This is a genomic window from Chryseobacterium contaminans (assembly GCF_001684955.1).
Classification (GTDB): domain Bacteria; phylum Bacteroidota; class Bacteroidia; order Flavobacteriales; family Weeksellaceae; genus Chryseobacterium; species Chryseobacterium contaminans.
The window spans coordinates 1-12462 of record NZ_MAYF01000019.1 but is presented as its reverse complement, the minus strand read 5'-3'; the positions used below and the strand labels follow the sequence as shown (position 1 = coordinate 12462).

Below are 12462 nucleotides of genomic sequence, written 5' to 3'. Positions count from 1 at the left end.
TAAAATATTATTTTTAGTAGCATTCATCAATGCTTTTGGTCAGGCTGGTGTTGATAACCAATTGGCAAGTTATAACTTTCCAAAAATCAAATCCAGCATTACCATGCCTGTGACCATCCCACTTTCAGAGCTTAGTAATATGGTAAATGCCTCTGTAAAAGATCTCATTTACCAGGACGATTCTTATACAGACAATAATAACGACCAGTTTAAAGTTAAAGTCTGGAAAACCAGACCTATCCGCTTGGTAGGTGGAACCAGCCAAAATCTTTTGATTGAAGTTCCCTTAAAAATCTGGGCAGAGAAAGGAATCGGAACACTTGGAGTTTACTCTTACCAGAATACGACTTTTGAAACGGTAATGTCTTTCAATACGACTGTTACCTTTAAAAATAACTGGACAATTATCACGAATACCCGCCCCAACGGCTTTAGATGGGTAACAAAACCAGTTCTTGATTATGGCAGAATACAAATACCTATTACGCCAATCGTTGAAAAAAGTTTGAAAGAACAACAAGAGAAATTCTGTAAAACTATAGATCAGCAAATGGCTACCCAGCTGAATTTCCAACAATATGCTGTTATGGCCTGGAATACCTTTGCACAGCCATTCAATATTTCAGAAGAATATAATACCTGGCTGAAAGTAAGTCCGGTAAGCGTTAATATCACCCCTTTAAAATTCTACGGAAATCAGATCAATGCAACCCTTGGAATTGATATTTTCTCAGAAACATTTACAGGAAATAAACCTGCCGCTTCTCCAACAGTCACTTCAGCAGCCAATTTTAATTTTTCTCCCACTGTTGCTGATAAATTTGTACTACAAACAACCGCCAATATTCCTTTTACAGAAGCAAGTAATATGGCCAGAAAAACTTTTCTGAATAAAGAGTTTGACATCAGAGATTCCAAAGTAAAAGTAACAGATATCAGAGTGTATGGTGTGGATAACAGAATTGTCATTGAAGCACAAACAGAAGGTTATATCAAAGGAACCGCCGTTATTTCAGGTATTCCGGTTTATGATGAAACCAAAAGGAAAATTGTTTTGTCTGATACCAAATTCAAGTTAAAAACAATGAATATTCTTCAAAAGACAGCTTCTCTCCTATTCCAGGGTAAAATTGTAAAGATGATTGAAGAAGAATACGGGATTCCAACCCAGGAACTTGAGGAAATCTCAAGAAAAAGTATTGAAGAAGCTTTCAACAAAGAATATTACAAAGGATTAAAGATGAGCGGAAAAGTATTTAACCTGAAACCAAGTAAAATTCTTCTCAACACTACAGGAATTACAGCTGTCATTGATACGAATGCTACTTTAAAACTTATTGTCAACGGATTCTAAAATTTAAAAATCTTACCCAACGCAGCCTTCTTGATTCTGTATATTTTTAAACCTTAAATGAAGTCTTAAAAATTTCAGAAAAAATGAGTCATAACCAGCAAAAATTATAAGTCTGAAAAACAGAGTGAAAGCAAAACTGACAGTATAAAAATGAAAGAATTTGTATAAAAACTTTGGTTTGTTTAGAAATTTAGCTATATTTGCACACCTCAAAAATGGTAAGACATGGTACTTTGGCCGAGCGGCTAGGCAGTGGTCTGCAACACCATCTACAGCGGTTCGAATCCGCTAGGTACCTCTTTAAAACCTCTAAATTTTATTTAGAGGTTTTTTTATGTAATTCTGGCAACAAAATCACCTATGGATCAATAATAATCAATAAAATTGATTTTCATCTTTACCTCTTTAAAATCCAAAAGAAAACTAAACTTTGCATAAAAATAAAATACCAGATAAATAGCTCCGTCGTTTCAGCTCATTCCCGTCTTTTACGGAAATCCATAAATAATGTATTCCTTTTTTCTACAAATTTGCATAAAGCCTATCCCATGAAAAAAGCAAAACTACGTACCATAAGAAAGCAAAAAGGCTATTCCCAACAACAGGTAGCGGATGTTATTCCAACAGAAGTTTCTAATTATAGCAGAAAAGAAAACGGCTATATAAAAATTACAAAAAATGAATGGGAAAAAATTGCTCGGTTCTTCAATGTTCCTGTAGAAGAAATTTACGAGGCAGACTATTCTGTTCATATTTCCAACGAAATATCCGGTGAAAACATCCACGCCTACATTTCCCAATTGGAAAAAGAAAATATTGCATTACTGAAGAAAATTGAAATACTAAAAAATATTATTAACCACTAGCCTTTTAGCTCAATAACAGTATCGAGATGATAGGATGAATGTAAAAACTTTTTTAAATTAAAACAAGCTCTTCTATTCCGGAAGAGCTTGCTAAATGATGCAAAAGTAATGATAGATAGAAAATTCATCTTAACCAAAGATAAATGAACCTGCATCCAATACTTTATGAGTATCATCATATAGCAAAAAAAATCCTCGGAAATTCCGAGGATAAAAACTAATAACCATGAAAACTCAAATTAAACATGAGTTGCATTGGTATATTGAAAAATCGTGCCAAGAATTATTTTTTTTCAAAAAAAATTAAAATTTTCTTCATAAACAGAGAAAATACCGTTAAAAGATTTATACTCAAAACCTATTGACGTTTAAATATTTAAAAATAATAACTCCACTAAACACAATCAAACCATTCCCAGACCCCACTATCATTATCAAATCAATAATTTTAAAAAAATTAAATTAAAAAAATTGATCAGTAACAAAATTCTTCAAATATAGTTTGAAAGTCAAGAAGACAGAAAAAACACAACATTATGTCATAAAAACAATTTAAAAAAACAGATTTTATCCCAATGAAAAGCAATATCAGATTGAATATAAAAATAAACGAAATAGAAGAAGGAATAAATCTTATTGTACAGAGACTGAATAAACAAGGGAATATGAAATGATACAAACACCTGTTAAAAGATTAAACGATCACATATTTGAGATCTGAAACCATCCTTTTGATGGCAGGCTCATTGTTGAAGAATTAGGAATTGATCAGTAATGAATACTTATCAAAAAGCCTCCCGAAGGAGGCCTCAAAAAACACAAATGATGAAAAAAAATTTTATATCAGAAATAAAAAATTAATCTTTTAATTCTGATTCAAAAATATATTTTACTTTGTATTTATTTTATGAGCATAATCATAAAAAGTTTCTTTGCACTTATTTCTCATTCTAATAATTCCGTGTATTCTATTTTAATAAAAAGCTCCCCAATTGAGGAGCTTATAATCATAAGGATATATGGAATAGAAAATGTTTACTCAAAAATAGTCCATACATTTCCGAAAACATATGAGTACAATCATAATACCTCTAAAATAAAAGGCCTCCATTCAGAGGCCTAAAAAACACAAATGATGAAAAAAATCTATTCAGAAAAATCCAAACAGAATATAATGTAAACTGCTTATATATCTTTCCTTAAGAAGTTTTTTGATATATTCAACAGCTGTTAATTACTGTATATTGATTAAAAAATCCTCATTCGAGGATTGGTAAATGTAGATAAATATTTTGTTTTTCACAAAGTTATTCTTCCCAAGTAACCGGAATATATATTGTAATATATCCATCGTCATCTATATTCTCATCCGATATAGTAGCAATTACTGTTCCATAGCCTACCCAGCCTCCCTGGCCCTGAATTCCTGAAAATTCATACGTTCCTTCCGGAAGATCTTCTTCAGAATATTGCGGAAGCGCACGGTAATTGTATTGGCTAGTGAAATATTCATCTCCTGTAGCGGTATTTTTGGCAACAAACCCTCCCAAGTCATATCCTGAACCAGAAAGTATTTTTGTACCATTCAGGGAAATAAGCCCATAACGAACCGGATAAGTTTTTGCTTTTGTCTCCTTAACAGAAACTTCTGTACAAGCTTTAGATGGAACTTCTACAATATCAGTAGAAGAAAACGAAGTAGTAACAGCCAGCAATCCTACTGCAGCCGCAACCGTAAAAATTGATTTTTTCATATTGAAAGTAATTTAGTTCCTCAAAAATAAGCATCATAAATTAATTCAACAAAAACTAAGGATTAATTATATTTTACAAATCTTTTCAATAAAAAATTCCCTAACATAATCAGGGAACTATTACGAATCTCGTTCAGAAGGTTAATTTTCAAATTTGAAAACGATGCAACCTGTCCTCAAACTTTATGCCTGTTTTTTTCATATTCTCCCTAATACTATGATATTTATCAAAATTTAAAATTAATTTAATTCTTTTACTATCAACTTTAACACTCTTTAACTAAATTTTGGCTTCATAATTGAAAATAAAACTAAAATCAAAGTCGTTTAGGCTTAAGCTTATTAAAATTTGAATTATGAAAAATATAGTATTAACAGGTTTTTTATCCGTTTTTTTATTGACGGCCTGCAAAAAAGATGACAGAACAGCTGAGAAATCACTGGAAGAACAAAAACTTGAATTCCAGTCAAGACAGCTCGAAATAGAGAGACAAAAGCTGGCTATTGAAAAAGAAAAGCTGGTATATGAAGCTCAGAAAAAGGCAGACAGTATCTCTGAAGTCAAAAAAGCAAAAGTTACTGCTGAAAATAATTCAAGACCAAAAGTGATAAGAGAGACAAGAACTGTATACCGTGACAGAAGCTCAAATTCTAATTCAGGAGGCGGAAGCAATGGCGGATATGCAGACAACGGAAGCAGTGCATCACAAGGGACTACTCAGAAAAAAGGAATGAGTAAAGCAGCCAAAGGTACTATCATTGGTGCTGTAGGTGGTGCTGCCGCAGGAGCTATTATTGCTAAGAAAAACAGAGGTCTTGGTGCTGTAATCGGAGGTGTGGTAGGTGGAGCTACCGGATATACCATCGGTAGATCACAAGATAGAAAAGACGGAAGAGTACAACCAAGATAATTTTTTTCACCATAACATATAAAGATTGCTTATTTTTAGGCAATCTTTTTTTATGATACTGATTCTGTTTTCCACTATTTTATTACTTCCGGTCTTATCAGGGCTCGGAAAAATGATGGAAAAATACTGTGGAATTTTATTTCATGGCATATCTGGAAAAATGCTTTTGGGAATTATGGGGGCAAGTCTTATATGGACCGCTGTTTCTTTTTTTACCCCTTTGAATATTTATGTGGAAATCCCAACTGTTTTGCTGGGACTACTCTACTTCTTTAAAGAAAGACTGTATCAGGAATTCTATCGGCTTTTAAAGAAAGATTTCTTTTTAATAGCCCTTATTTCGTGTGTTATATCATTCACCGGAGCTTATTATCCATACATACTGGATCATTTTGGATATTATGTCCCCTCCATCAAGTGGCTTACAGAATATGGACTCGTTAAAGGAATTTCTAATCTGGACCTCACGTTGGGACAAATGTCTGTCTGGCATATCTTTCAGGCTGGATTTTCTAATTTTTCGGATCCATTTCTGAGAATAAATTCTATACTGCTGATTATCTATACTATTTATATTATGGAAAAGAAAAGCTGGATTCATCTGTGTTTTTTTCCAATATTATTACTGTTTTCACAGTCACCAAGCCCGGATCTACCAGTAATTATCTTTTCTCTAATCATCTTAAATGAGGTCATTACCCAAAATAAAAATATCAGTCTACTCTTTGCGTTTTCTACTTTTGTTTTCGCCATAAAACCAACCATGATTTGGCTGCCGATACTGATTTTCCTCTGCAGTATTTTTATTTTCAAATCCAATCTTAAAAACCTGCTTTTCGGGCTGGGGATTTTATTGCTATTCTTTACTAAAAATATCTGGACATTCGGATATCCAGTATTTCCCGTTTCTTTTGGAGACTTTGGCTTCACCTGGAAACCTAATCCCGCTATATTAAAAGCATCCTCACAATATGCTGTTATGAAAACTTACGACATGCAGTATTCGTATGAAGAAATCCAAAAGTTCTCCCCATGGGATCATATAAAAAACTGGTTCCTTCTAAAAGGGATCAAATCAAAAATTAATATTCTTTTCATCCTTAGCTTATTTATATTTTCAGTGTTTGCTTTGGTTAAAAAAAATAAACTGATTATTCTGATTTGTATTTCTTTGCTGATAAAAAGCATATTTGTACTTACTTTTTCCGCACAATACAGATTTTTTATTGATGTTTTTTTCGTTATCGCCTTCATTCTCTTTCATGAATACTGGAATAAAAGAAAATCTGTTGTCGTTTTTTCTATACTCTGTTTATTTTTTATTTCATTATTATCTTTTCCCGGCCTTATTCAACAATACATTCCAAGTTTTCAACTAGGGAACTTCATGTCCGGATTTAAAAAAGAACAACTTTATCAGCCATCCGTCTACGAATATCATCAATACAACAAATTTAAAATTGGAGATTTAAAATTTAACGTTTCCAAAAATTATCCTTATAACTTTGAAACACCTCTTCCAGCCATCTCTGAAAGCTTTATTTTTGATGATATAAAAGCCGGAATTTTCCCTCAGCCTGTTGATAAAAATAATATCTCTAAAGGATTCATCTGGAAAACAATGACTTCCGAAGAAAAAAAAGAGGCCGCAACAGCTATCAATACGATTGAAAATATTTATAAATAGAACGAATACTGAAACTTTATTATCTGAAGAAAAAAAGGTAATTTTGTATCATGTTCAACACATTAGGTAATCTTCTTAGTCTTACAACATTTGGAGAAAGTCACGGAGTGGCTTATGGCGGTATCATCAATAATTTTCCGGCAGGTTTAACGGTAGATCTCGAAAAGGTTCAATATGAACTGAACCGAAGAAAGCCCGGCCAGTCTGCTATTGTTACTCAAAGAAAAGAAAGTGACACAGTAAAGTTTCTTTCCGGGATCTTTGATGGAAAAACAACAGGTACACCCATCGGTTTTATCATTGAAAACGAAAATCAGAAATCAAAGGATTATGACCATATTGCTGGAGCATATCGTCCAAGTCATGCCGATTTTACATACGACCAGAAATTTGGTTTCAGGGACCACCGTGGTGGTGGAAAATCTTCAGCAAGGGAAACCATGAACTGGGTAGTGGCAGGAGCTTTAGCCAAACAACTTTTACCAGAGATTGAAATCAATGCCTATGTTTCGTCTGTAGGTGATATTTTCTGTGAAAAGCCATATCAGGCTCTTGATTTTTCTCAAACAGAAAGCAATGATGTACGTTGCCCGGACGCTGAAACCGCAGAAAAAATGATTGCAAGAATCAAAGAAATTAAAAAAGAAGGAAATACAATTGGAGGAACCATTACCTGCGTGATTAAAAATGTTCCTGTAGGAATTGGTGAGCCTATTTTCTCAAAGCTTCAGGCAGAACTGGCAAAAGCGATGCTGAATATCAATGCCTGCAAAGGTTTTGAATATGGAAGCGGTTTCTGTGGTGCGAAAATGACGGGAAAAGAACATAATGACCAGTTCAACACCGATTTTTCAACCAAATCTAACCTATCAGGAGGAATCCAGGGTGGTATTTCCAATGGAATGGATATTTATTTCCGTGTAGCCTTCAAACCTGTAGCGACTATTTTAAGACCTCAGGACAGTATTGATAAAGAAGGAAATCCTGTGATTGTAGAAGGTAAAGGACGCCATGATCCATGCGTTGTACCAAGAGCTGTTCCTGTAGTGGAAAGCCTTGCTGCATTTGTATTGGCAGACCTATTTTTGATTAATAAAACAAGAAACATCAATAATTTTTAAATATTTTTTGGTAATGAAAAATTACTGGGATCAGGGAATTTCTTTTGAAGAATATCTTCAAATTGCTCAACAAAGATTAGATAATCCTGCCAACGAACAGGAGATTGAATATAAACAATATTATGAGCTTGGGCTTCAGAGAATGGACAGAACCATAAAAAAGTATGTTCCAGATGAAGATCAAAGAAAAGAATTAGCAACTAAGAATTTCGACGGAAAGATCTTAATCATTTCCGAAGCCTGGTGTGGAGATGCCAGCGCAACTGTTCCTGCTTTATTTAAATTTTTTGAAGGTCATAATGAAATCAGAGTTTTTTTAAGAGACAGCGATAAAAGCCTTATTAATCAGTTTTTAACCAACGGGACAGAATCTATTCCTAAAGTATTGATTCTGGATAAAGATTTTAATGTTAAAAATTCATGGGGTCCTCGTCCAAAATATGGTCATGAATTATTGATGAAGTATAAAGCTGATCCGGAAGGGTATCCGAAAGATACTTTCTATAATGACCTGCAGATCTATTATGCTAAAAACAGAGGGAAGGATGCCGTACAGGAAATCCTAGACCTGTTATAAAAAATAGAATATGAAAAAAAGTATCATTTATATTGTAATCATTGCGATCATCGGAATTGTTCTATTTATACCGGGAGTGAAGGATTTCCTGAAAAACCAATTCTTTCCGATTGCTACCATTGAAAATGCCGTACATATCAATGAAGAAGATTATGACGTAGAGCTTAAAGGAATTAATGCTCCTAGCACTAATCTTAAAAACTTTAAGAACAAAGCTGTTTTCCTTAACTTTTGGGGAACTTGGTGCCCACCTTGCAGAAAAGAATGGCCATCTATTCAGAAACTATATGATTCCAGAAAAGACCATGTAGATTTTGTACTTATTGCTATGAATGATAAAGAAGAAGACGTAAGAAAATTTTTAAAGGAAAATAATTATACAGTGCCGGTATATATTGCCCAAAGCCCTTTATCTGAAAAGATCCTTCCTAAAGTTTTCCCTACAACATTCCTTCTGGATAAAACAGGCAGAATCCTGATTAAGGAAGATGCTACAAAAGACTGGGACTCAGAGACTGTGCACCAGTTCATTGATAATATTATCAAATAATTTTTTAACTAAATTTTATAATTTGTTGGTACAGGATTTGTGAAATTTATAATGTTGAAAAATTTGTTTAAATCCAAACACAAAATGAAATATTCAAAATTAAATCTTGCAAAAGAAGCTATCAGTCATAAGGGCTTTGTAAAAAAAATCCCTGATATTTTCAGAATGGTAAAAATGTGGAGAAAAGGAATCTATCCTATGAAATCCATTGACATTATTCTTCCTCTGCTAGGAATTTTATATGTCATCTCTCCTATTGACCTGCTTCCTGAGTTTGCTATTCCGGTACTTGGAGTGATGGATGATCTGGCAGTATTATCACTCACCATTCCTAAACTCATCAAAGAGGTTGACAAATTTTTACTTTGGGAGGCTGAACAAAAATATAAGGGTACTCAGGTAATTGATGCCGAAATCGTAAAATAATAGTTTATTTATATTTTCAAAACCATTCTGTATATTTCAGAATGGTTTTTTTGTGAGCAAATGAGTGATAAATTTTTAAGCCTTATTTCAAATCCTTAAATTTGCAACATCTAATAAAAAATAATGGAAAGTAAAAAAGAATTCTTTTTGGAGTGCTATAAGCTAGGCATCATTAAATTTGGAAGGTTTACCTTAAAAAGTGGTATTGAAAGCCCCTTTTATGTAGACCTGAGACCTTTGGCTTCAGATCCTAAAATCTTAAAAAATCTGGCTAATTATTTATTGGAAATGCTTCCATTGGATAATTTTGATTTAATATGTGGAGTTCCTTATGCTGCTCTTCCTATGGCTACAGCGATGTCACTGGAAAGCTATATTCCATTAATTATTAAAAGAAAAGAAGCAAAAAGCTACGGTACCAAGAAGTTAATTGAAGGAATTTATCAGAAAGGGCAAAACTGCCTGTTGGTAGAAGATGTTATCACTTCAGGAAAATCTTTGCTGGAAACCATTCCGGAAATAGAACAGGAAGATCTTAAAGTTTCAGACATTGTAGTAGTACTTGACAGAGAACAAGGAGGAAAACAATTGTTAGAAAGTAAAGGGTACAGAGTACACACTCTTTTCAATATTTCGGAAGTATGCGGAGTTCTTCAGGAGACAGGTGAATTAACGGATGAGGAAGTGAAGAGAATCCAGGATTTCTTACAGGGTAACCACATTCAGTTTGAAGAAGAAACCAGAGCTTCTTATGAACAAAAGCTAAGCAATACCCAACATTCTGTTTCAAAAAAGTTATTGGAAACAGCTATTGCGAAAAAATCTAACCTGATTGCTTCTGCGGATGTTACCACCACTCAGGAATTATTAAGCTTTGCAGAAAAAGTAGGTCCGCATATTATTGCTTTAAAAACACATATCGATATCATTTCTGATTTTGAATACGAAAAAACAATTACTCCTTTAAAAGAAATTGCGGCAAGACACCAGTTCTTATTAATGGAGGACAGAAAATTTGCAGATATCGGAAATACTCAGGAATTACAATTTACAAATGGAGTTTTCAAAATTACAGACTGGGCAGATTTTGTAACCTCTCAGGTTATTGGTGGTTTTGAATCCCTGGATTGCTTTAAAAATGTAGGAGTAGTAGCGATTGTTGGGATGTCTTCAAAAGGTACATTAACTACAGCCAGCTACCGAGAAGAAGCATTAAAAGTAGCGGTATCTCACCCGAATGTAATTGGCGGTGTTTCTCAAAATAAAATTCCTGAAGATCTTTTATTATTCACACCAGGAGTAAACCTTGCGGACTCAGGCGATGGAAAAGGGCAACAGTATAATACTCCGGAACACGTTTTCAAAACTTTACACACAGATTTCATCATTGTAGGAAGAGGAATCTATAAGTCTGAAGATCCGGAAGCAGCAGCAGTTACTTATAAAAACGAAGGATGGAATGCTTATGTTAATTCTTTAGAAAAAAAAGCAATTCAGAACTAAAATTCCTATAAAGTATATACAAAATAAGCTATATTTGAGCTTTATCACGGATATTTGAAAAAGATCAGCATTTGCCTTATTTTGTTTTGTGGAGTTATACAGATTTCCGCACAGAAAGATAGTATATACATTGGAGCCAAACTCTCTCCTGACAGAAAAACCCTTGAGGTGAATCAGGAGATTGTTTATTACAACCATTCAGATAAAGACCTGCAAACAATAAAACTTCTGAATTGGGTTTCGGCCTACAACAGACGTGGAACATCCTTAGTCTACAGAAAGCTGGAAGACAGAAATAATGATTTGCACTTTGCAAAGAGCCATGAACTGGGAAAATTACTGGAGCTTAATATCAAAGATTCAGAAAACCAGGAAATATCTGTCAATGCAGTTTCGGATGAAAATCTTTTCCTTCCTCTGAAACAGGCATTAAAACCAGGCGAAAGTGTCACTTTGCAGCTCAACTACCGTATGCAACTTCCCGATAAAAAATTTACGGGATATGGCACCTCTGGTCAGAATACTGCTTTAAAATATTTCTTTATTGTTCCGGATCGTTTTGATCCGGACAATATTTCCCCAAGAAAATACCACGATATTGAAGAGCCAGTGAGCTTCAATACTTTCTGGACGGTCAATTTCGATATTCCTGTGAACAGCTTTATCGAAAGTAATCTGCCACAGATCCAGATGAATTCTTTTCAGGGATATCTGGATTCAGATCCTGAGTTTTCAGTTTCCCCCAATACCTATCCTATTTTAAAAGCCAATATTGACGGTGCTGATACCGAAATAAAGTTTGGTTATAACCTTAAGCCCGAAGAAAAGCAAAACCTGGAATTTTATTTACCTCTTCATTTAAAATTCCTTAAAGAAAGAGTTGGTTCTCTTCCGAAAAGTATTTTTATTTCAGATAAGTTCAGGGCTAAGGAAGATTTCTTTGGAAATGATGATATTACGTTCTGGAAATTTAGGTTTCCGCTGTTTACAGAGGCTGAAAAAACAGATCTCGACTACTTCGGAATCATTACCAAAAAAGTTCTGGATGAAAAGGTCATCGCAGATAAACAAAAAGCTCATTGGTTTAAAAATGGATTAAAATCTTATCTTGAAATCCAATATTTGAAAAAGTTCTACAAAGACACTCCCCTTTTAGGAAGTTTACCGGAATCTAAGATATTTGGGATCAAGCCTTTAAAATTATTTCATGCCTCTAAGGTAAAGCTTCTGGACCGTTACGGACTGGCGTATCAATATATCATGCTTCAAAATCTGGATCAGAAAATTGATGAAAATTTTACCAGTTTAAGTAATTTCAATGATATGGCTGTCAGCAGCTTTGAGACAGGAAGCCTGTTTAATTATTCTGCTGATAAAATGGGAGATCTATCTTTCAATGACCTTGTAAAAGAATACCTTTCAAAAAATTCCGGACATAGGATTACTCCGGATGATTTTTTGAAACAGTTATCAGAAAAAGAAAAATCAGCCCAATATCTTGAAAGTTTTTTCAAACAGAAAAACAGGGTTAATTTTAAGCTGAAACATATTAATAAGGAAAGCGATTCTTTACAGATCAAAATTGCAAAAAATACAGAGACTTCTATTCCGGTGAAACTTGAAACTGAAACCAGAGAAGGTGAAAAAAAATCTTATTGGATAGAAACAGAAGAAAATGAGAAAATAAAGGAAATTTCTCTTCCTGTATCAGAT

The 12462-nt window shown here is 33.8% G+C and carries 10 protein-coding genes, 1 tRNA gene and 1 pseudogene; 11 read left to right on the top strand and 1 reads right to left on the bottom strand.

The window, feature by feature from the left end:
• The 3 genes from BBH99_RS02310 to BBH99_RS02300 all read left to right on the top strand — a co-directional run.
• A partial coding sequence (locus tag BBH99_RS02310; RefSeq protein ID WP_066691406.1) for a DUF4403 family protein occupies nucleotides 1-1354 on the top strand: 1354 nt, incomplete at its 5' end.
• A 227-nt stretch (nucleotides 1355-1581) separates the two neighbouring features.
• Nucleotides 1582-1652, top strand: a tRNA-Cys gene (locus tag BBH99_RS02305).
• Between the two features lie 250 nt (nucleotides 1653-1902).
• Nucleotides 1903-2220, top strand: coding sequence for a helix-turn-helix transcriptional regulator (locus BBH99_RS02300; RefSeq protein ID WP_066691405.1), 318 nt, complete (start codon nucleotides 1903-1905; stop codon nucleotides 2218-2220).
• A gap of 1307 nt (nucleotides 2221-3527) precedes the next feature.
• Here the strand turns inward: BBH99_RS02300 and BBH99_RS02295 are convergent.
• Nucleotides 3528-3974, bottom strand: coding sequence for a hypothetical protein (locus tag BBH99_RS02295; RefSeq protein WP_066691404.1), 447 nt, complete (start codon nucleotides 3972-3974; stop codon nucleotides 3528-3530).
• A gap of 356 nt (nucleotides 3975-4330) precedes the next feature.
• Here BBH99_RS02295 and BBH99_RS02290 point away from each other — a divergent pair, with 356 nt between their 5' ends.
• From BBH99_RS02290 to BBH99_RS02255, 8 genes and pseudogenes are all read left to right on the top strand, one after another.
• Nucleotides 4331-4885, top strand: coding sequence for a YMGG-like glycine zipper-containing protein (locus BBH99_RS02290; protein ID WP_066691402.1), 555 nt, complete (start codon nucleotides 4331-4333; stop codon nucleotides 4883-4885).
• Nucleotides 4886-5000: 115 nt separating this feature from the next.
• On the top strand, nucleotides 5001-6572 hold the full coding sequence (locus BBH99_RS02285; protein WP_228390724.1) for an LIC_10190 family membrane protein: 1572 nt from the start codon (nucleotides 5001-5003) through the stop codon (nucleotides 6570-6572).
• Between the two features lie 50 nt (nucleotides 6573-6622).
• Nucleotides 6623-7693: a chorismate synthase gene (gene aroC / locus BBH99_RS02280; RefSeq protein ID WP_066691396.1), complete on the top strand. Its 1071-nt coding sequence runs from the start codon at nucleotides 6623-6625 to the stop codon at nucleotides 7691-7693.
• 13 nt (nucleotides 7694-7706) lie between these two features.
• Nucleotides 7707-8270: a thioredoxin family protein gene (locus tag BBH99_RS02275; protein WP_066691393.1), complete on the top strand. Its 564-nt coding sequence runs from the start codon at nucleotides 7707-7709 to the stop codon at nucleotides 8268-8270.
• A 10-nt stretch (nucleotides 8271-8280) separates the two neighbouring features.
• Nucleotides 8281-8820 (top strand): TlpA family protein disulfide reductase, encoded by a 540-nt coding sequence (locus tag BBH99_RS02270; RefSeq protein WP_066691390.1) that lies wholly within the window; start codon nucleotides 8281-8283, stop codon nucleotides 8818-8820.
• A gap of 84 nt (nucleotides 8821-8904) precedes the next feature.
• Nucleotides 8905-9246 (top strand): YkvA family protein, encoded by a 342-nt coding sequence (locus BBH99_RS02265; RefSeq protein WP_065399194.1) that lies wholly within the window; start codon nucleotides 8905-8907, stop codon nucleotides 9244-9246.
• Nucleotides 9247-9369: 123 nt separating this feature from the next.
• Nucleotides 9370-10749 carry an orotidine-5'-phosphate decarboxylase gene (pyrF, locus tag BBH99_RS02260; protein WP_066691387.1) on the top strand — a complete coding sequence of 460 codons (1380 nt, stop codon included), beginning with the start codon at nucleotides 9370-9372 and terminating at the stop codon, nucleotides 10747-10749.
• Nucleotides 10750-10803: 54 nt separating this feature from the next.
• Nucleotides 10804-12462, top strand: a pseudogene (locus BBH99_RS02255) (aminopeptidase); the annotation flags it as partial.

Excerpts from the sequence above, each read along its gene's own strand:
- BBH99_RS02295 (WP_066691404.1), bottom strand. The coding sequence starts at position 3,974 with ATGAAAAAATCAATTTTTACGGTTGCGGCTGCAGTAGGATTGCTGGCT.
- BBH99_RS02270 (WP_066691390.1), top strand. The coding sequence starts at position 8,281 with ATGAAAAAAAGTATCATTTATATTGTAATCATTGCGATCATCGGAATT.
- BBH99_RS02285 (WP_228390724.1), top strand. The coding sequence starts at position 5,001 with ATGGAAAAATACTGTGGAATTTTATTTCATGGCATATCTGGAAAAATG.
- BBH99_RS02265 (WP_065399194.1), top strand. The coding sequence starts at position 8,905 with ATGAAATATTCAAAATTAAATCTTGCAAAAGAAGCTATCAGTCATAAG.
- BBH99_RS02275 (WP_066691393.1), top strand. The coding sequence starts at position 7,707 with ATGAAAAATTACTGGGATCAGGGAATTTCTTTTGAAGAATATCTTCAA.
- BBH99_RS02290 (WP_066691402.1), top strand. The coding sequence starts at position 4,331 with ATGAAAAATATAGTATTAACAGGTTTTTTATCCGTTTTTTTATTGACG.
- pyrF (WP_066691387.1), top strand. The coding sequence starts at position 9,370 with ATGGAAAGTAAAAAAGAATTCTTTTTGGAGTGCTATAAGCTAGGCATC.
- BBH99_RS02300 (WP_066691405.1), top strand. The coding sequence starts at position 1,903 with ATGAAAAAAGCAAAACTACGTACCATAAGAAAGCAAAAAGGCTATTCC.
- aroC (WP_066691396.1), top strand. The coding sequence starts at position 6,623 with ATGTTCAACACATTAGGTAATCTTCTTAGTCTTACAACATTTGGAGAA.